The following is a 19,159-nucleotide window of genomic DNA, read 5'->3' on the forward strand; positions in this document are numbered from 1 at the left end:
AACCGGCCGCCTTCTAGGCTCCGTTGGCATGCATGTGGTTGCGGTCCTCACGCTCGACGGGGTGTCGGCCCTCGATCTCTCCATCCCCTGCCAGGTGTTCGCCCTCGCGACCGGCCCGGACGGCTCGCCGTTCTACGACGTGCGGGTCTGCGCCGACCGGTCGGTGACCGCGACGGCCGGCCCGTCGCAGCCGTTCCGGGTCTCCTCCGAGTACGGCTGGGACGACGTCCGCGCCGCGGACACCGTCATCGTCCCCGGGGTCCCCGCCGACCACGTCCCGCATCCGCGCGCGGTCCGGGTCCTGCGGGACGCGGCGGCCCGCGGGGCCCGGATCGCCTCCATCTGCACGGGAGCCTTCGTCCTCGCGCACGCCGGGCTCCTCGAGGGACGCCGCGCCACCACGCACTGGCGGTTCGCCGACGAGCTGGCCGAACGGTACCCGCGGACGGACGTCGACCCGTCCGTGCTGTACGTCGACGAAGGGCAGGTGCTCACCTCCGCCGGGATCGCCGCCGGCCTCGATCTGTGCCTGCACATGATCCGCGTCGACCACGGTGCGGCCGTCGCCGCCCGTGCCGCGCGGATGCTGGTGATGCCGCCGCAGCGCACCGGCGGCCAGGCGCAGTTCATCGAGTACCGCACACCCCGGGAAGACGCATCGGACCTCGGCCCCACCCTCCAGTGGATGCGCGGCAAGCTGAGCGAACCCCTCAGTGTCGCCGACATCGCCGCCCACGCCATGATGAGCCGGCGCAGCCTGGCGCGGCACTTCCGCGCCCAGACGGGCACCACGCCGCTGCGCTGGCTGGTCGTCCAGCGCGTCCAACGCGCCCGGGAGTTACTGGAGACGACGTCGCTGCCGCTGACGAGAGTGGCCGAGGCGACCGGGTTCGGCTCCCTGGAGACCCTCCGCCACCACTTCACCCGCCAGGTCGGCACGACCCCCTCCGCCTACCGGGCGGCCTTCCGCGCGTGAGCGGGGCGCACTCCTCCGCGCGGCGTGGCCGTATCTTGCGCACCATGGGCACGCGAGCCGGTGCCGCCGGTCACCGGCCGCCGCAAGACTGAAGGCGTTCCCGCGCCCCGGCCCCGGCCGGGACGCGCCGCCCACGTCCCCGCGGAGGCCCCCTCATGCCGTCCCCGTCCGGAACCGCCGCGCCGTCCTCACAGCCCCCGCCGTCCGCGTCCCGGCCCGCGCGGCGACTGCGCGTCCACACCGTGCTCTACGACGGTGTCGAGGAGCAGGATTTCGCCGGTCACGTCGAGGTGTTCGGCATCGCCGGGGAGGAGCGGATCGCGCAGTCCTTCGTCACCGCCGATGGTGCCCGCAGGGTGAGGACGTCCGCCGGGATGGAGATCGTGTGCCGGGACCCCTGGTCCCCCCGCACCGCGGACCTGATCGTCGTCCCCGGCGGCGGGTACGGCGACGGCTCCCCGCTCCAGCGGGAGATACGGCGCGGTGTCCTGCCCGGTGCGCTGGCGGCGGCCCGCAGGGACGGCCTGGTCTTCGGGGCCGTGTGCACCGGCACCATGCTGCTGTCCGCCGCCGGCCTCACCGCCGGGCGTCCCTGCACCACGCACCACATCGCCCTGGACGACCTGCGGGCGCAGGGCGGACTCGTGGCCGCGGGCCGGGTCGTCGACGACGGCGACCTCGTCACGTGCGGGGGCGTCACCTCCGGCATCGACCTGGCGCTCTGGCTCCTCGAACGGTTCTTCGGCGCGGACACGGCCCTCTTCGCCGAGGAGGTCCTCGAATACCAGCGCCGGGGCACCGTGAACGCGACCTGACCACCGCAGCCCCCGCTCGTCCGGGACACGGTCCCGCGTCGCCCGGACTCCGGCCGGGCGCCCGTCCCGCCGTCCCGCCACGAGAAAAACCGACCCCGTCACGAGACCACGAGACCACGAGACCACGAGACCACGAGACCACGAGACCACGAGAAGAGGTCACCCCGTGAACCGACGTACCCTGCTGCGCACCGCCACGGCCCTGGGAGCCGCGGGCCTGGCGACCGGCGTCCCCCTCGACGCGGCCACCGCGGCCACCGCGGCCCCCGCGTCCCCCTCCGGGACCCGCGACCCGCTCCGCGTGCACGTCGTCCTGTTCCAGGGCGTGGAGGAACTCGACCTCGCCGCCCCCTACGAAGTGCTCAGCGCCTCCGACCACTTCACCGAGCGCGACGTGGACGTCCGCTACGTCGCCCTCGACGGACCCCGCGCGATCACCGCCGCCTTCGGCACCAGGCTCCGCGCCGACCAGGGCTGGGCCCCGGAGGAGGCGGACCTCCTCGTGGTCCCCGGCGGCGGGTACGCCCGCAAGGAGGACCCCGGGGTCTGGGCGGAGATCCGGCGCGGCGATCTGCCCCGGGCCCTGGCCGAGGCACGCCGGCCCGGGCTGACCATCGCCGCCCTGTGCACCGGCGTGATGCTGCTCTCCGCCGCCGGCGTCACCCGCGGCCGCCCCTGCACCACCCACCACCGGGCCCGCGCCGACCTCGAACAGCAGGGGGGCCTGGTGAAGAACGCGCGCGTCGTCGACGACGGCGACCTGGTGACCGCCGGAGGCGTCACCTCCGGCCTCGACCTCGCGCTGTGGCTGGTCCGCCGCGAACTGGGCGTCGACGCTGCGCTGGGGCTGGAGGCCATGCTGGAGTACGAAGCACGCGGGACGGTCTGGACACCCGCCTCGCCTTCCTGACCCGTGGCAGCGGCCCCGGCCTTCCGGGCAGGGGCCGCTCACGGGCACGCCGGGGTCCGCCGGGCAGAGCGGCGCCGGGACCGGACGGGCCCGCCGGGTCGGGCGGGGTGCGGCCCTGATCTCGCCGTGCGGGGGCGAGGGTGTCGCTGTTCGCTTCCGGGCGTCGACAGGGCGGCCCGAAAGTCATCTAGTCCCCCTAGATGTTTCCGTCTAGAGGGCCTAGATTGGCAGTAGAGGGAAAGGAGGCCGACCGGTGGGCATGTACCGAGTCGAGGCCCGGAGGGTCACCGGCGGATGGCAGCTGCACGTTCGTGGCGCAGAGATGGAGCCTGTGTGGACCAAGGGCTTGCACGGAGCCCTGGACGTGGCACGGAAGGCCATCTCCCAGGCGACGGGCGAGCCGGCGGACGCGGTTTCGGTGGCCATGAACTTCGACCTCGGGCCGGAGCTGTCCGCCGCGGTCCGTTCGGCCGTACAGGCCACGGTCGACGCGCGCAAGGCGCAGATGCGGGCAGCCGCGCGGCTGCGCGAGACGGCGCGGCGGTTGCGCGAGGCGGGACTCACGGGCCGTGACGTAGCCCAAGTGCTCGGGGTCTCGCCGCAACGTGTTTCTCAGCTCCTGGGCAGACCTGCGGGAGGGGACGCCGCTGCCCGCCACCCCGCTACAGACGACGCCCCGCCACCGCGGCGTCGTTCAGCCGGTGAGTGAGGGCGCCGGCGAGGCGGTCACCACGACCCGTTGGTACGGGCAGGTCCATCCGCCGGTGGAGTACCAGCCGTGGGCGTCCGGCCTGTCCATGGCCAGGCCGGACGACTCGCTTCCGTGATCGTCGCACGTGATGTGCCCGGTCCGCGGATACCGGTCGAGCACCCCGCGCAGGGCGACGAGCGTCTCGTAGTGCACGCGGAAGACCCTTCCTGTGCCCGGTGGCACCGCGCACGGGTCGGGTGTCCGTAAGCACTTCTCCGGGCTTCCCGCACGGAGCGGAAGTGGTTTTACGTGTAAGGAGTTGACCTGGCTCCACTCCGCGCTGCGCCTGAATAGGGTGTGGTGGGAGGTCCGTGGGATGAGTTTCCGGCTGGCGGCGTACGCCGTGTGCATCGAGGACCGGCGGGTGCTGCTCGCCCGTCACGTATCACCGGAGGGCGGGAGCACCTGGACCCTTCCGGGCGGCAGGGTCGAGCACGGGGAGGATCCGTTCGACGCTGTGATCCGGGAGGTCGCCGAGGAGACCGGCTGCGCCGCGGTGGTGGATCGCCTGCTGGGCGTGGACTCCAGGGTGATCCCCGCGGCCGTGGCCCGGGCGGGAGTCGAGCACCACAATGTCGGCGTCTTCTACCGGGTCCGCGTCACCGGCGGCCGGCCCCGGCCCGAGCCGAACGGCGAGATCGCCGAGTCGGTGTGGACCGCGATCCCCGACGTCGCCTGTCTGCGCCGGTCGTCACTGGTCGACGTCGGCCTCGCCCTGGCGCAGACGCTTCCGGCGACCGGCCATGTCGCTCCCGTCCCGGTCGGCGGTCTGATCCAGCACTGAGACGCCGTCAGCACGGGATGTGTTGTGCCTGTGGATGTGCAAGGCTGCGTGATACCTGTGCATGCGCCCAAGCGAGATTTAATCCATTGACAGAGTCAATGCACGAGTGTCATCCTCGTTGCGAGATGAAGGTGTACGGCGAGTACCGCACCGAAAACCTGATTTTCGCCGAGTACGACCGGATGACCGCCGTCGGCCCGAGGCTGGAGAACCCGCTCGGCGAGGGCGGGTCCGGCACGTACCGCTCCACCCTCGCCCCGCCCCACCGCCAGGGGCTCCGGCACGGTTGATCCGCCGACCCCTGGGTGGCCGCATCTGCGGCCGCCCAGGAGAGGCTGACCTCACGCAAGGAACCAGCACCACGTGGTACGCCGAAGCCAGACCAGCAACCCGCGCTCAACCGTCGTCCTGACCTCGGGCGCGGACTGGCGTGGCCGTGCCGCGTCCCAGCGGCGCAGCAGCGGAGCCGAGTCACCCTTGCCCCGTCGGCAGCCGGCGAAGATCAAAGCCCTGCAGCAGACCATCGAGGTGGCCCGCGCGGCGATCAACAAGAAGCGCTGGCCTCAGGCGCGTTACGCGCTCAGCCGGGCGCGGGCTCTCGTCAACGTCCTTCCCGCCAACCTGGTCGCCCAGGAACGCGAACAGTTCTCGCAGCTCCGCAAGGAGTATGCGGCGCGTAACACGCCGGCCGCGAGGAACGGCAAGAAGCCGCAGCAGAAGCCCACCGCGCCTACAGGCGGCAAGAAGTCGGCCGCGAAGACCGCGGCGGAGAAGCCCGCGGTGAAGGTCGCGCAGAAGCCGAAGCCTGCCCCCGTTCGCGACCTCGGCGACCGTTACATCAACCGTGAGGCCCTGGGGTACGCGCCGACCGACAAGGCGTAAGGCGCGGCCATACCCAGGCAACAGGGGCAAGCCCGGCGCATACCGCTTCCCCTGTCCCACCGAAGCTGACGTCGGCTCGCTCATCCGCCAATTCGGCTTGACCGCATGGACGCTCGATGAGGCGCTTCCATCGCGACGCCCCACGTCCTCCTCGTGAGCCGCGCGGGGTGTGCCGTCCGCCGCTCCGGCACCCGGCCCGGCGGACGGCACACCCCCAAGTCGCTCAGCGCTCCGACGCGAAGCGCACGAACCGTTCCCAGCCCTCGCGGCCCACCGCGAAGGACGGGCGGGTCACGTCCTTGGAGTCCCGTACGTGGACGGCCTGTCCGTCGATCGCGACCTCCACGCAGTCGTCGCCCTCACTGCCGCTGTAGCTGGACTTGAACCAGGCGAGTTCCGTCGTACCGCTGCTCATCGCTCTCCTCGCAGTCGCTCCAGCCAGGCCCGGGATTCCTTGGGGCTCAGGGCCTGTGAGCGCAGTGTTTCATAGCGCTGGCAGAGCGTCCTCACCTCTTTCCGGTCGGAGACCAGCCGCCCGTTCTTCTGCCCCTCGGAGTAGCCGAGCCGCCGCCCTTCCGGGGTCTCCAGAATCCGCACCGGCCCGTCCAGGCACGCATGCAGTCCCGCCTCCAGTGGCACCACTTGGAGCGTCACATTGCGTGGGGCGGTGAGTTCGAGGACGTGGTCCAGCAGCCCGCGCATCGCCTCCGCGTCGCCGAACCGCCGCCGGAACACGTGCTCCTCGACGATGAAGCTGAACGGCACGGTCGGCCGCTCCCGCAGCATCCGCTGCCGTTCCATTCGCGCGGTGAGCTGCGCCTCCAGCTCCTCGTCGGTCCGCGGAGGGATCGTGCTCTCGAACACGGCCCGCGCGTACGCCTCCGACTGCAACAGCCCCGGCACCAGTCGGCACTCGTAGGTGGACAGGCTCACCGCGTTCCGCTCCAGCCGTGCCCACTGCCGGAACCACGCAGCGAGTCCCGCCTCCCCCCGCGTCAGATGCCGGGCGGCCTTACGCAGTGCGCCGGTGTTGCCGAGGGCCTCCTCCGCGCGCTCCACGAACGCGTCGTCCGGCATGCGGCGTCCCAACTCGATCGACTCCACCGTGTGCTTGGAGTACTGCACACAGGCGGCGAGGTCGGCGCGGCTGAGGCCGGCGTGTTCGCGCAGTGCCTGGACGAACGCGCCGAAGGTGCGCAGGCTGTCCGACGGATGCGGCTCCCGGTCCCACTCCCTCGCCGGAACCGGCTGCTCGCCGACACCTCCGGCCCCGGGCCCGGCCCCGGTCCCGCACCCGGCCGCTTCCCCCTCGACGATGTGCATCCGCCGCCCTCTCTGCGCGCTCCGTACCGGACCGCGACGGTTTCTCACGGTCCTCCCGTTCAACGCCCAGCGTGACGGAATGTCTCGCGTACGGTCCACCGTCCGTGCCCGTACGCTCACTCGGTGTACGTGGCGCGGGGCTCGCTCCCGCCCGCGGGCTCCCGGAACTCCGGGACCGGGCACGGAGCCCGGTTCCGGGGGCGGAGAGCCCGAACCCCGGAGAAAGCCAGTGCCGTCGTGCCGGAACCTGACAGGATCCCCGCATGGAGATCCGTCGCATCACCCGGGCCGGGGACGTTTGGGACGCCGGGCACCTCTTCGACGCGCCCCCTCTGCCGGAGGGGATCGAGAGGTTTCTCGCGGACGAGCGCCACCACCTCCTGATCGCCTATGCCGACGGCGTCCCGGCAGGGATGGTCACCGGCGTCGAGATGACCCACCCGGACAAGGGCACCGAGATGTTCCTGTACGAGCTGGGCGTGGACGAGCCGTTCCGCGGACGCGGCATCGGCCGGGCACTGACGTCGGCGCTTGCGGACCTGGCCCGCGAACGGAACTGCTACGGCATGTGGGTGATCACGGACGAGGACAACGCGGCGGCACGGGCGACCTACCGCCGTACCGGAGGCGTCCTGGAGGAGAAGCAAGTGGTGTTCGTCTGGACCTTCGATCAGGCGTAGATCCACACAGCGGAGCGGCCCGCCGCACAGGGCGGTTGTGATGCGCGCCCCCGGATCCCGCGCCGAGCCCGTGCCCGGCACGGCTCACCGAGCAGGCGGCGATCTCCCTGAGGCGCGGGTCCTTCTTGTCCGGCCCCGGCTCGGCGACGACGGTGCACTGCTCCGTCCCGGGGAAGGCGACAGCGACGGACGGCCGGCCGGGTGTGGAGGCCGTCCGGGGTCCGGTGGCCGGCCGTCGGCCCGGAGGATCCCCGGGTCGAACAGCGTCCCGGGAACGGGCCGGTGCCCGGCCGGGCCGCGGGAGCGGCCGGCCGGGCACCGGGTCGGCGGGGCACGGGCGTCACCTCACGGTGAGGTAGGCCCGTTCGATCGTCTGGACCAGGGTGTTGCCCCGCCGGTCGGTGAGGTGGACGCGCAGGGAGACCGAGCCCGGCGCCTTCGGGTGCTTCAGCAGCAGGCGCTTCCCGCCCACGGCCTTCGCCTTCCGCCAGGTCTTCCCCTCGTCGTAGGAGACCTCGAACGACAGCTTCCGCACGCCCGACTCCTCGGCCGCGCCCTCCACCGCGAACGGCACCGGGAAGGAGCGCCCCGCCCTCGCCGTCACCGACGGGCTCAGCTCCGGCGAGAACCGCACCACCGACAGCGGCAGCCGCTCCCAGGAGTCCGTGGACGTACGCGCCGAATCGAATGCCCACTCGACCCGCACCCGGTTGCTCACCGAGGCGTGGGTGAGGGGCCGGCGCTCCTCCGCCACCAGTGTGTACCGCCGCTTCCCCGCCGGGAGGTCGAACGGTTCGCGGTCCTCCGGGAACAGCTCCCAGAAGGGGCCCGCGTAGCCGTACTCCGTCAGGGGGTCGCCGTACTCCTCGGCGAAGAGCTCCTCGTCGCCCGTCCTCAGCGAGACCCGCCCCCCGGCGGCGGTCATGGCCCCGCCGTGCCCCGCCCCGTCGGAGTACAGCGGCAGCCGGAGGCTCAGCGTGTCGCCCCGCCGGACGGCACCGACGGGCAGCTCCTGCGGATCGATCCGGTCCCCGGGGAGGCCGGGCCCGTACACGCCCGTGCCGAGCCGCTCCCGGTAGGTCCGGCCCGCTTGGTACGCCTTCCGGTCGCCGAACAGCGTCCGGACGCTTCCCGGGTCCCCGTTCTCCCCGGTCAGGAGGGGGCGCCACTCGACGCCGCGGCCGAGGACGTAGGCGGTGTACGTGGCCGGCAGGGCACGTTCCCGGTGCACGGCGAACAAGTTGGCCATGGTGCTGGTACCGCCGTACGGGTCCACGGCGCCCATGAAGAGGTCCGCGGTCTCGCCGGGGACCGGCGAGGAGGCCGTTACCTCGACCTTCGCCAGATCCTCGGTCCCCACGTCGGCGGTGAAGCCGCCCAGGTCCGCGCCGCGCCGGTTCCAAGCCAGGTGGTACAGGTCCTCCGGCCCTCCGCCCGCCGCCTCGCGGGCCCATATGCCGTGGTACTGCACGAACGCCTCGTCGTCCGTGTCGGGACCGATGCGGCCGACCCGGGTGCCGTTCAGGTCCGGGTCCGGGTCCCCCGTGAAGTAGGAGGAGACGTCGAAGTAGCTGGGGAAGTTCCCGCTCGCGGGTGCCAGTCTCCTCGCGCAGTCGTACACGCAGTAGGTCACCTGCGCGTGCACGGGCCTGGTCTCGCCGTCCGCGCTGCCGGGGAGGGTGACGGAGACCGGGTCCGCCTTGCGGGCGTCCATGGTGACGGTGGTGTCCCGGTCCAGGTTCAGCGCGGGCCGCAGGAGCAGAGCCGTCTCGTCCTCCCCGGCGCGCAGCGGCACCAGGCTGTCCAGGGCGTAGCGCCCCTTGGGCAGCCGCACGGTGAACTCGTCGCCGAAGACGACGCGTTCGGAGTCCCCGGGGCCGAGGAGGAAGGCGAGGCCGTTCTCGGCCGGTCTGCCGTCGGCGTCGAGGTGCCGGACGGTGAGGTTGTACGACTCGGGTTCGCGGTGCACGCCGAGTGCGGTGCGCACGGTGGTGGCCCCGTCGGCGGAGACGGCGGTGACGGTCCCGCCGAACGCCCCGTCCCTCCCGGTGGTCCGGGTGTCGGCGGTCACCTCGGCCGTCGCCGTACCGCCGGGCGGGACGGTCAGTGTCCGGGGCGAGACGGCGAACATCCCCTCGGGGACGGTGTCGCCGTCCGGCTTCACGGACAACTCCAGCTCGACGGGCTCCCCGCCCTCGTTGCGGTAGGTGATCTCCTTCGTCTCCGGTTCCCGGGAGGCGGGCGACCGGGGCGCCGGGGCGAAGTTCACCGGACCGCCCTCGGCGAAGACCTCCCGCTCCAGGGCCGCGGCCACGTCGACGCGACCGGTGCCCTGCTCGAAGACGGTGTACGGGCCGGGCCGGGCACTGCCGGTCAGCACGGACTTGAGCCGCTCGCCGTCCCAGCCGGGGTTCCGCTGGAGCAGCAGCGCGGCGGCCCCGGCCACGTGCGGGGCCGCCATCGAGGTGCCGTCCATGGAGACCGCACCGGTGCCCTCCCCGTCGGCCGGTCCGGCGGCGGCTGCGGTGATGCCGACGCCCGGGGCCGTCAGGTCCGGCTTGACGTCGCCCTCGCCGATGCGCGGGCCCCGGGAGGAGAAGCCGGCGAGCCGGTCCTCCTTGTCGACGGCTCCGACGGTCAGCGCGGCCTCCGCGGTGCCCGGGGAGCGGAGCGCACCGGGCCCGCCCTCGCCCTCGTTGCCCGCGGAGACGACGAAGAGGGTGTCGGACTCGGCGGACAACCGGTTGACGGCCTCCTCCAGGATGTCCGTGTGCGGCTGGTCGGGCCAGCCCAGGCTCATGTTGACGATCCGGGCGCCCTGTTCGACGGCCCACTCCATCCCGGCGACGACGTCCGACTCCTGCCCCCCGCCCTCGTCGTCGAGGACCTTGCCGGCCAGGATGCGGGCGCCGGGGGCGACGCCGGTGCCCTTCAGCTCCTTGCCGGTACCGGCGACGGTGGAGGCGACATGGGTGCCGTGGCCGTGGTGGTCGGCGCCGTCCGGGGCGCCGGAGAAGTTCCTGTGCGCGACCACCTGGCCGGCCAGGTCCGGGTGGCTGCCGTCCACGCCGGTGTCCAGGACCGCGACCGTCACGCCCTCGCCGTCGTAACCCGCCTTCCACGCCGCCGGGGCGCCGATCCGCGGGACGCTCTCGTGCAGGGTCGCCTCGACCCTGCCGTCGAGACGGATCTGCCCGATGCCGGAGGAGGGCGCCAGCCGGGCCGGGGCGCCGGAGGAGCCGCCGCCGTCGGTGACCGCCTTCCAGAAGTCGTCGCCCCGGCTCTTGCGGGCCCGTACGGCGCTGCCGCCGACGGCCGGGAGTTTCCGGCCGACCTCCGCCCCGGCTCCGGTGAGCGGCTCGGCGGGCGGGGCCTTCTCACCCGCGTGCTTGACGATCAGCGGCAGCTCGGACCGCTCCCGGTCGTCGTAGCCCATCCCGACCAGCCCGGTCACGTCGAACAGCCGCGCGTCGAGTCTCCCCCGGGCCACCAGCGGGGCCGCGTCGGCCGGCAGGACGTGGGTGTGGCCCCCGACGCTGCGGACCGAGAAGGCGACCTCCTCCCGCCCCTCGGCCCGCTCGATCCGGACGACCCGGCCGGACGCGCCGACGTGCACCACATCGCCGGTGACCAGCGTCACCTTCTTCCGGGCCGCGGTGCTCCCTTCGGCGGTCGGCCCGGCGCCGGCCCCGTCGGCGGGTGCCGCGAGGGCTCCCCCGGCCAGCGTGGCGGTCATCACCACCGCGAGGCCGGCCGACGCGGCGAGCGCGCCCGGATGTCTCCGGCGTCTTTCGAACATGCACTGTGCTCCCGTCTCAGTCGGTGCGAGCGCGCCGCCGCGCGGGACAGAAGTGCCGCACGTGCGCGGAGCGTTCGTGTGTTCCGGGTGGTGCGTTCACTCCGTTACACGTGTGTTCGATGAGCGGGGTTGTCCGGGACGCACGGGTTGGCGCGTTTCCGACGCCGAGGCGGGAAAGGGACGGAGCCGGTACCCGAGCCGGACACCGGCACCGGACCGGCGGGACGAGGGCGTCACATCACGGTGAGACAGACCCGTTCGACCGTCCGGGCCGGGAACGCCGACCCGTCGGGCCGGCGGAACGGGCGCGCGGGGAGACCGCGCACCGGAGGGCGACGGCCGTCCCGTGTCGGGGCTGCCGCGGGCCGGAAAGCGTTCGGCCCCTCGGCGGCAGAGCGCCGAGGGGCCGAACATTCCGTAGCGGGGACAGGATTTGAACCTGCGACCTCTGGGTTATGAGCCCAGCGAGCTACCGAGCTGCTCCACCCCGCGTCGATGCACTCCACTGTACGGCATCGGCCGGGGCTCGCGGCACGGGCCCCCGCACGCCCTGCCGGATCCCGAGCCGCTTCGGCCGCCCGGAGCCGCACGCGTACGGCGGGCCCGGCGACCGCTGAGGCGCCCCGGGCGGCCTCCGCAGGGCCGGGGCCGGGCAGGAGCGAGAGCATCCGGGGGGTGCGCGCGGTGTGGTGGTGTCCCGCCACGGGCCGGCGGGGAGGACGATGGGACGGGAGGTGTGTTCCATGGGCGAGCACGTCGAAGTCAACGGAACCGAGATCTGGACCGAGAGCCGTGGCCGGGGACCCGACGTCCTGCTGATCGCGGGGCTGGGCGATCCCGCCGAGGCATGGCAGGCGCAGCTCGACGGCCTGTCGGACCGGTACCGGGTCATCGCCTTCGACAACCGGGGAGCGGGGCGGACGCCGCTGCCCGACGGGCCCATGTCCGTGGCCATGCTGGCCGACGACGCCGCGGAACTGCTCCGGGCGCTCCAGGTCGACAGGGCGCACGTCGCCGGTTTCTCCGGCGGCAGCGCGATCGCGCAGGAGCTGGCGCTCCGCCATCCGGAGGTCGTCCGCAGCCTCGTCCTCGTGAGCACATGGGCGCGGGCGGACGCCTACTTCACCGCCATGGCCCGTTTCTGGCACTGGCTGGCGACGGAGGCGCCCGACGAACGCGCCATGCTGGAGGCGTTCTTCCTGTGGATCTACACACCACGCGCCCACGCCGACGGCACGGTGCGGCGGATCGTCGACGAAACGCTCGCCTTCCCGCACCCGCAGCCGGCCGAGGCCTTCCAGCGCCAACTGGAGCCGTTCATGCGGCACGACACGCTCGACCGGCTGCCCGGCATCACCGCGCCGACCCTCGTCCTGGCCGGCGAACAGGACATCGCCGCGCCGCCGCGGCTCGGGAAGGCCGTGGCCGACGCCATCCCGGGGGCCCGCTTCGAGGTCCTGGCGGGGGAGGCCCACCAGCCGTTCCAGGAGTCCCCGGAGGCGTTCAACGCACGGGTCGACGCCTTCTGGCGCGAGGTCGACGGCGGAACCCCACCGTCCTGACGCCCGGCCGGGCGGACCGGCGCCTGCTCCCGAAAAGCCCCCGAACCGCCCCCCACCGGGCGGAGCCTCCCGACGGGCGAGGCCTCACCGTTCGTTCCGCCACCTCGTACCGGGCGCCGGGCGCGAGACGGCGGCCCGCGACGTGCCGGACGCCGGGGACGGGTCCGAGCGTGACCGTGTGCCGCGGGGAGGGCACGGAGACGAGCCCGCCGCGGGAACCGGCCCGCTACGGCCGAGGCGGCGGTGCGGAGCGGGCGACGCGGAACCCCACGTCGTCGATCCGGAAGGTCGGGTGGCTGCGCCGCCGCACCGACGCCCGGCAGCTCCAGTGCTCGTCGGCCCAGCCACCACCGCGGAGCACCCGGTAGGCGCCGTACACCTCGGCGTCGTAGACGTCCCAGCACCAGTCCCACACGTTGCCCAGCATGTCGTACAGGCCCCAGGCGTTGGGCCGCCTGCCGCCGACAGGGTGGATCCGCCCGTCCGAGTTGCCCCGGTACCAGGCGATCTCGTCGAGCGGGCCGTACCGCGGGCCGGCGGTACCCGCACGGCAGGCGTGCTCCCATTCGGCCTCGGTCGGCAGCCGGTACCCGTCCGCGGAGGCGTCCCACTCGGCCGTCTCGGCGCCGGGACGGAGGCGGTACGCGGGCGTCAGCCCCTCGCGCCGGGACAGGGCGTTGCAGAACTCGACCGCGTCCCACCACGAGACGCCTTCGACGGGCAGCCGGCCGCCCTGGGCGCTGCTCGGCCACCGGCCGGTCACCTGCGCGTACCACGACTGCGTGACCGGAAACGCCGACATCCGAAACGGCGCGACCTCGACCGGCCAACTGCTCCGTGTCCGCCGGTCCGACAGGGTCACCCGTCCCGGCGGGACGGCGACCATCTCGTTTCCCGCCTTCGTGTCCACGACGGGCCACCCTACCGGCGTCTTCCCCCCGTTCCACCGGTCTTTCCCCGGAAGACGGCCGAGGGGACCGCGGAACGGCTGCCGCGAGGTGAGGGACGAGGGCTGCACGACGCAGCGCGGGCCCGAGGCGGAGGACTCCTTCGGCAGCACGGCCGGGGCCGGAGACGTCAACCGCGACGGCCGCCCGGACCTGCTGACCACCACCGGCGCACGCCGTGCCCGGCACAGCCGGTCCAGTACGCGCTCGCTGTGGTCGGGCAGACGGAAAACGGGTGTGCGGCTGCGCGGCGTCAGCCGATCATGTGGGTATGGCCGATCGGATGGCGATCAGTACCTTGACCTTGCGGCACAGGATCCCGGACGACTGGGCGGCGGACCCCTGGGCCGAGGTGCGGCCCCTGATCGACGGGACGGACGTGCTGAGGGAAGTCCACCCGGAGGGGATGGCACCCAGCTGCCGGCACTGGACGGGCCCGGCCGAGAGCTGGCCGCTGGCGGTCACGGAGGAACCGCGCAGGATCATGATCACCGAGCCGGTCTGCACCGCCGGCTGCTGCGGCGCCCTGTACGTCACCATGCGCCGCGAGGGCGACCGGGTGATCTGGGACGGCTGGGAGAACACCAGCGATGTCACCGCCCTGCCCCCGGACTTCTGCTTCGACGCCGCCCAGTACGAAGCCGAACTCGCTCGGGCCGCGGCGGACCGCGGCTGGGAGGAGCCGGTGGACACCGTGGCCCGGCTGCTGGAGCGGATCCTTGCGGGCAGCGGATGGTTCGAGCGGTGGGGCTGCGTCCTCACGGGCGTCTGGCCGCGGCGCGAGGAGCCCGGCGTCCCCGAGGAGCTCGCCGTCCCCGAGGGCGTCGACGTCGAGTTCCGCCAGGTCCGGAAACCGGGGGAGCGCACGTGTTCCTACCGGTACGAGCTGCCCGTCGCCCACGATCAGCCCGCGGAGGAGCAGGCACGGCGGCTCGCGGCCCGCATCCTGGCGGACGACCCGCGGAAGACCGCCGAACTCTGCTGAGTTCGTCGGCGTGGTGTCGTCAGGGCGGGTCCGGTTGCGGCGGGGCGTCCGTCGATGGTTCCGCTGCGGTACTGGAGTTCGCGGAGGGCGCGGCGCAGGACGTGCATCGGGCGACCGGCCCGGGTGAAGCCGCGCCGACCGCGGTGCTTGTGATCGACGTGCCGCTCGGGCCGGGAGACCGGGTGCGAGCGTCCGCCCTGCTCGCGGCAGGCCGGGGCGGCGATCGGGAACCGGCGCCGGGAGCGTCCCGTACGTGGACCACGGGCGTGTGCCCGTGGTCGGCGCCTACCCCTCGGGGTGCTTGATCCCCTCGATGAGGCGGGCGACGCTGTCGGCCCCGTGCCCCTTGGCGATCTGGCGGTCGATCAGTTCGGCGATGGGCCGCATGACGTCGTTGCCGATGCCCCGCGACCGGCTGATGTGGATGATGTGGTCCAGTCCGCCCTTGTTGAACTCCAGGCTCTGCTCATCGGTGGTGTAGTCGCCCCTGTCGATGAACTCCGCCTGCCCGGGCAGGAACGTGGTCATCGCCTTCAGCCACGGCACGGCGAGAGCCGTGAACTCCTCCGCGGTCACGCCCTCCGTGCCCACGAGCGCGGCACCGTGGTAGAAGCCGGCGAACATCGAGTACATGGACGCGAGCAGCGCGGTCTCCAGCAGAGAGGCACGTGCGGCGGACTCGCCGAGGTAGGTCGCGGAGCCCAGCAGCTCCAGCGCCGACCGGTGCTCCTGGAACACCTCGCGCGAGCCGGCGTACAGGACGGAGGCCTCCTCCCGGTTTCCGATGAGGTCCGGGGTCGCCATGACGGCGCCGCCGAGGAAGGCGATGTTCCGTTCGGTCGCCCACCGGGCCGTCTCCCGGGCCTCCTCGGGTGACAGGCTCGTGAGCATCAGCAGGCCGCGGCCCGCCAGTTGTTCCTCCACCGGCTCCAGGATGTCCCGGGCCGCCTTCCGGTCCAGCACACAGACCACCACCAGCCCGCCGGCCCGGACCGCCTCGGCCGGAGAGTGCACGAGGACGGCCCCCCGGGCGGCTAACGCGTCCGCCTTGGCCGCCGTACGGTTCCAGACCGTCGTGGGGTGGCCGCCGTCCAGGAAGGCGGCCGCTACGGCCTGCCCCATGGAGCCGAGTCCGACGACCGTGATAGGCGCGGCGGCCCCGGGGGCGTGGTCGTTCATTTCATTCTCCAACTCGTCCATCGGTCCGCACGGCTGCAGATCGGGTGATCAGGCACGGGGTGATGGACCGATCGTTCCCCCATCCCGATCACCTGCCAAGTACTGACATAAAAGTCACCACTTACCAAAAGGTGAGTGACGGGGCCGGCTCAGGGGCGTGACGGCTGCCCGGCAGTCTGCCCGGTGAGCGTCCTCAACCTCGTGCCGGTGTGGCGAGGCGGAGGGTGAGAGCGGCCTTGGCCGGGTCGGTGGTACGGGTGGTGCCGCAGGGGAGCCTGCGCACCAGCCGATGTCCCCGGGGACGGGCTGCGCGAGCCGGTCGAGGCCCCGGAGAGCCGTTCCGGACCGGGCCTCAAGTGAATTCCGGTCCGGGCGGAGGGTCCGCTTGCGGGAGGCCGGGCGAGCCCCCGTCGCCGGGGTGCGGCGAACGAACGCGCGCACCCGGGGCGCCGGTTCAGGTGTCGAGCCGGGCCGCCAGGCCGTCGAGGACCCGGTCGAGCCCGTAGAAGAAGTCGTCGTCGCGGATCTGCTGGGGGTGCGCGTCCCGCTGGACGGGATCTCCCTCCCGCGGCCGCGAGTGGCGCTGCGGGGCCTCGCCGGAGGCCGGCCGCAGGCCCGCGACCCACTCCTGTTCGGTCTTGCCGCTGCGGGCGATCGCTGAGAGGTAGGCGGCCTCGGAGGCCGCGATCCCGATGACGTACGCCGTGAGCGTCCCCGCGGCCCGGTCCTTCTCGTCCGCGGGAAAGCCGGCCGCCTCGAACTGGGCGAGCAGCCCTGAGGACACCCGCATGGCGTTCGGGCCGATGTGGACGAGGCCGATCTGGCCGAGCTCCGGGGCGATCCAGGGGTGGCGCAGGGTCATCGCCCGCAGATCGGCGGCGATGCGGGTGACGGTCGCGCGCCACTGGGGCCGCTCGGCGCCGGCCGGCGGCTCGAGTTCGCCGAAGACGTCGTCCACGGCCAGCTGGATCAGCTCGTCCTTGTTGGCCACGTGCCGGTAGAGGGAGGTGGCGGCGGCGTTCAGACGGCTGCCGAGCTTGCGCATGCTGAGGGCCTCGATGCCCTCCGAGTCCAGCAGTTCGACCGCCGCGGCCACGATGTGCTCGCAGGTCAGCTGGTCCCGCTGGGGGCGGCGCGGACGGGTCCACACCGATGCGGTCGGCTTCTCGTTCGCCGGCATGCGGCCCCCGTTCCCACTCGTTCCGCGGTCTGGCTCCTCCCGATTGTAGCGCACACCGTACGCATCTTGCGTACAGCGTTCCGATGTGCGTACAGTGTTCGCATCGCAGGAACGCTGTACGCATCAGATGGGGGAGACATGCCGAAGAACGTGACCCGGGACGACCAGGGCGACCGGGGCGCCACGGGCGCGCGGGGGCCCCTGGACCCCACGGGCCGGAAGCTGGACCTCGCCCACTGGCAGGCCCGCCTCGACGCACTGCGCGCCGAGCACCACGTCCCGGGCGCCTCCCTCGCGCTCCTCGTCGACGGGACCGTTCACGAGCTGGCCAGCGGTGTGCTGCACCGGGGAACGGGCGTGGAGGTGACGACCGACTCGGTCTTCCAGATGGGCTCGATAGCCAAGGTCTACACCGCCACGCTGATCATGCGGCTCGCCGAATCAGGCGAACTGGATCTGGACGCGCCGGTCGTGGACGTACTGCCGGAGTTCTCGGTCGCCGACCCCGAGGCGGCCAGGGCGATCACCGCACGCCGGCTGCTCAGCCACACCAGCGGCCTCACCTGCGACTTCACCTACGACAGCGGGCGCGGTGACGACTGCCTGGCCAAGTACGTCGAGGCCGCGAAGGACGTGGCGCTCGACTGCCCGCCCGGCACCGCGATCTCCTACAGCAGCGTCGGCTACAACGTACTCGGCCGGATCATCGAGGTGGTGACCGGCAGAACCTGGGACCAGGCGCTGAAGGACCTGCTCCTGACCCCGCTCGGTCTCACGCACACCGTGACGCTGCCCGAGGAGGCGCTGCGGTTCCGCGCGGCGATGGGGCACCTGGGCGAGCCGGGCCGGATGCCGGACCCGGCACCGGAATGGGACATGATGCCGCGCTCGGCGGGCCCCTACGGCAGGGTCATCGCCTCCGCCGGGGACCTCGCGCGGCTCGCACGGATGCACCTGGCCGGCGGCGTGGCCGAGGACGGCACGCGCGTGCTCTCGAAGGAGACGACCGCGCTGATGCGGCGCCGGGTGGTGGACTGCCCCGACAAGTGGACGGTCAGCTCGGACGGCTGGGGCCTGGGCTGGACCCTGTACGACTGGAACGGCGTCCCCGGCTACGGCCACGACGGCGCCTCCATCGGACAGTACGGCTACCTGCGCGTGGTGCCGTCGGCAGGCGTCGCGGTCGCGCTGCTCACCAACGGCGGTGGCGCACGGGAGGTGTACGCGGCGCTCTACCGCGAACTCCTCGCCGAACTCGCCGGGGTGACCATGCCGGAGCCCTTCGCCCCGCCTGCCCGGCCGCCCGCGGTCGACTTCGCCCCGCTGGTCGGCACGTACCGGCGCGAGGGCGTGGTCATCACCGTGACCGAGCGGGACGGCGTCGGCCACGCGCTGTACGAATTCGTCGACGGCATGAAGGACTTCTCCGAGCCCCTCCGGATCGATCTGCTGCCGGTGACGGAGACGGTCTTCGCCGGTACGGGGGTGGGCGCGGCGTTCAGCGAGGACTACATGCCCGTGGTCTTCTCCACCCTGCCCGACGGCACGGGGTGCGTCTACATCGGCATGCGCTGCGGCCCGAAGACCGCATAGCACCCGGCCGCACCGGCCGGCAGACAGGACCGCAGCGCCGTGGCCGGAGTTCCGCCGATGGCGTGAGAGGAGCACCGCGGTGTTCGCCGGCCGCCCCGGTGATCCGGGAGCATCCGGTGCGCGCTTCGCCCGGGAGCGATGAGTTCGGGCGGCGGGCCGGGTCTGCACTGGCATGACTCGCATCGTCGCCGACATCTCGGTCTCCCTCGACGGCTTCGTCACCGGACCCGACCCCGGCCCGGACAACGGGCTGGGCACTGGGGGCGAGGCCCTGCACACCTGGGCGTTCTCCGCGGACCCCGACGACCGCCGGATCCTGCGCGAGGCCACCGCCCGTTCGGGCGCCGTCGTCCTCGGCCGCCGGCTCTTCGACGTCGTCGACGGGCCGAAGGGGTGGGACGACACGTCCGGCTACGGCGCCGGCGAGGTCGGCAGGCCCGCGTTCGTCGTCGTGACGAGCTCACCGCCGGAGTCGGTCCGGCTCGCCGACCTGGACTGGACGTTCGTCACCACCGGCCTGTCCGACGCCGTCGCCGCCGCGCGCGAGCGGGCCGAGGCGGCGGCGTCGGACAGCGGCGAGGACCTCGACGTCGTCCTCATGGGCGGCGGCGCCACGATCGGCTCGGCGCTCGACGCCGGGCTGGTCGACGTGCTGACGCTGCACCTCGCGCCCGTCGTACTGGGCGCCGGGACGCCCCTGTTCACCGGCGGAGCGCCGCGCACGCTGGTGCGGCGGAGCGTGACCGCGACCTCGACCGCGACGCACCTGACCTACGACGTCCTCCGGTGATCC

At 73.1% G+C, this 19,159-nt stretch carries 19 protein-coding genes, 1 tRNA gene and 1 pseudogene; 13 read left to right on the plus strand and 8 right to left on the minus strand.

The window, feature by feature from the left end; genetic code table 11:
• Positions 1–28 precede the first annotated feature (28 nt).
• The 4 genes from ABD358_RS07060 to ABD358_RS07075 all read left to right on the plus strand — a co-directional run bounded on the left by ABD358_RS07060 (position 29) and on the right by ABD358_RS07075 (position 3,410).
• Positions 29–976, plus strand: coding sequence for a GlxA family transcriptional regulator (locus ABD358_RS07060; RefSeq protein ID WP_344629986.1), 948 nt, complete (start codon positions 29–31; stop codon positions 974–976).
• Positions 977–1,131: 155 nt separating this feature from the next.
• Complete coding sequence (locus ABD358_RS07065; protein WP_344629987.1) at positions 1,132–1,791, plus strand: DJ-1/PfpI family protein; 660 nt, start codon at positions 1,132–1,134, stop codon at positions 1,789–1,791.
• 166 nt (positions 1,792–1,957) lie between these two features.
• Positions 1,958–2,701, plus strand: coding sequence for a DJ-1/PfpI family protein (locus ABD358_RS07070; protein WP_344629988.1), 744 nt, complete (start codon positions 1,958–1,960; stop codon positions 2,699–2,701).
• 253 nt (positions 2,702–2,954) lie between these two features.
• Positions 2,955–3,410, plus strand: a complete 456-nt coding sequence (locus ABD358_RS07075; RefSeq protein WP_344629989.1) for a hypothetical protein — start codon at positions 2,955–2,957, stop codon at positions 3,408–3,410.
• On the opposite strand, the gene ABD358_RS07080 is transcribed toward ABD358_RS07075, so the two are convergent.
• The gene (locus ABD358_RS07080) at positions 3,396–3,605 is read right to left on the minus strand and encodes a hypothetical protein (protein ID WP_344629990.1); all 210 of its coding nucleotides are present in this window, start codon (positions 3,603–3,605) and stop codon (positions 3,396–3,398) included. The genes ABD358_RS07075 and ABD358_RS07080 overlap by 15 nt on opposite strands.
• A 163-nt stretch (positions 3,606–3,768) precedes the next feature.
• Between ABD358_RS07080 and ABD358_RS07085 the strand changes: the two genes are divergently transcribed.
• From ABD358_RS07085 to ABD358_RS07095, 3 genes are all read left to right on the plus strand, one after another.
• Entirely contained in the window at positions 3,769–4,236 is a 468-nt protein-coding gene (locus tag ABD358_RS07085; protein WP_344629991.1) for an NUDIX hydrolase, read from the plus strand.
• Positions 4,237–4,322: 86 nt separating this feature from the next.
• On the plus strand, positions 4,323–4,526 hold the full coding sequence (locus ABD358_RS07090; protein WP_344629992.1) for a hypothetical protein: 204 nt from the start codon (positions 4,323–4,325) through the stop codon (positions 4,524–4,526).
• Between the two features lie 73 nt (positions 4,527–4,599).
• Positions 4,600–5,118, plus strand: coding sequence for a hypothetical protein (locus tag ABD358_RS07095; RefSeq protein ID WP_344629993.1), 519 nt, complete (start codon positions 4,600–4,602; stop codon positions 5,116–5,118).
• 223 nt (positions 5,119–5,341) lie between these two features.
• Here ABD358_RS07095 and ABD358_RS07100 read toward each other — a convergent pair whose 3' ends face one another.
• Together ABD358_RS07100 and ABD358_RS07105 are read right to left on the minus strand one after the other, a co-directional pair.
• Complete coding sequence (locus tag ABD358_RS07100; RefSeq protein ID WP_344629994.1) at positions 5,342–5,533, minus strand: DUF397 domain-containing protein; 192 nt, start codon at positions 5,531–5,533, stop codon at positions 5,342–5,344.
• On the minus strand, positions 5,530–6,441 hold the full coding sequence (locus ABD358_RS07105; protein WP_344629995.1) for a helix-turn-helix domain-containing protein: 912 nt from the start codon (positions 6,439–6,441) through the stop codon (positions 5,530–5,532). The genes ABD358_RS07100 and ABD358_RS07105 overlap by 4 nt, the downstream gene beginning before the upstream one ends.
• Positions 6,442–6,704: 263 nt before the next feature.
• Between ABD358_RS07105 and ABD358_RS07110 the strand changes: the two genes are divergently transcribed.
• Complete coding sequence (locus ABD358_RS07110; protein ID WP_344629996.1) at positions 6,705–7,121, plus strand: GNAT family N-acetyltransferase; 417 nt, start codon at positions 6,705–6,707, stop codon at positions 7,119–7,121.
• Between the two features lie 340 nt (positions 7,122–7,461).
• On the opposite strand, the gene ABD358_RS07115 is transcribed toward ABD358_RS07110, so the two are convergent.
• Positions 7,462–10,920, minus strand: a complete 3,459-nt coding sequence (locus ABD358_RS07115; protein WP_344629997.1) for a S8 family peptidase — start codon at positions 10,918–10,920, stop codon at positions 7,462–7,464.
• 418 nt (positions 10,921–11,338) lie between these two features.
• Positions 11,339–11,412 (minus strand) — tRNA-Met (locus ABD358_RS07120).
• 251 nt (positions 11,413–11,663) lie between these two features.
• On the opposite strand from ABD358_RS07120, the gene ABD358_RS07125 reads away from it, so the two are divergent.
• Positions 11,664–12,482: an alpha/beta fold hydrolase gene (locus ABD358_RS07125; protein ID WP_344629998.1), complete on the plus strand. Its 819-nt coding sequence runs from the start codon at positions 11,664–11,666 to the stop codon at positions 12,480–12,482.
• A gap of 226 nt (positions 12,483–12,708) precedes the next feature.
• Here ABD358_RS07125 and ABD358_RS07130 read toward each other — a convergent pair whose 3' ends face one another.
• Complete coding sequence (locus ABD358_RS07130) at positions 12,709–13,368, minus strand: formylglycine-generating enzyme family protein (RefSeq protein WP_344630112.1); 660 nt, start codon at positions 13,366–13,368, stop codon at positions 12,709–12,711.
• A 112-nt stretch (positions 13,369–13,480) separates the two neighbouring features.
• Between ABD358_RS07130 and ABD358_RS28400 the strand changes: the two are divergent.
• Together ABD358_RS28400 and ABD358_RS07135 are read left to right on the plus strand one after the other, a co-directional pair.
• Positions 13,481–13,594: pseudogene (locus tag ABD358_RS28400) on the plus strand (FG-GAP repeat protein); the annotation flags it as partial.
• 106 nt (positions 13,595–13,700) lie between these two features.
• Positions 13,701–14,414 (plus strand): hypothetical protein, encoded by a 714-nt coding sequence (locus tag ABD358_RS07135; protein WP_344629999.1) that lies wholly within the window; start codon positions 13,701–13,703, stop codon positions 14,412–14,414.
• Between the two features lie 285 nt (positions 14,415–14,699).
• On the opposite strand, the gene ABD358_RS07140 is transcribed toward ABD358_RS07135, so the two are convergent.
• Entirely contained in the window at positions 14,700–15,593 is an 894-nt protein-coding gene (locus tag ABD358_RS07140; protein WP_344630000.1) for an NAD(P)-dependent oxidoreductase, read from the minus strand.
• 454 nt (positions 15,594–16,047) lie between these two features.
• The gene (locus tag ABD358_RS07145) at positions 16,048–16,773 is read right to left on the minus strand and encodes a TetR/AcrR family transcriptional regulator (protein ID WP_344630001.1); all 726 of its coding nucleotides are present in this window, start codon (positions 16,771–16,773) and stop codon (positions 16,048–16,050) included.
• Between the two features lie 138 nt (positions 16,774–16,911).
• On the opposite strand from ABD358_RS07145, the gene ABD358_RS07150 reads away from it, so the two are divergent.
• A complete protein-coding gene (locus tag ABD358_RS07150) occupies positions 16,912–18,366 on the plus strand; it encodes a serine hydrolase domain-containing protein (protein WP_344630002.1) in 1,455 nt (484 codons plus the stop codon).
• A gap of 172 nt (positions 18,367–18,538) precedes the next feature.
• Positions 18,539–19,156 (plus strand): dihydrofolate reductase family protein, encoded by a 618-nt coding sequence (locus tag ABD358_RS07155; protein WP_344630003.1) that lies wholly within the window; start codon positions 18,539–18,541, stop codon positions 19,154–19,156.
• The last annotated feature ends 3 nt before the right edge of the window (positions 19,157–19,159 follow it).

Origin of the sequence: Streptomyces glaucosporus (genome assembly GCF_039533345.1) — a bacterium.
Classification (GTDB): Bacteria; Actinomycetota; Actinomycetes; order Streptomycetales; family Streptomycetaceae; genus Streptomyces; species Streptomyces glaucosporus.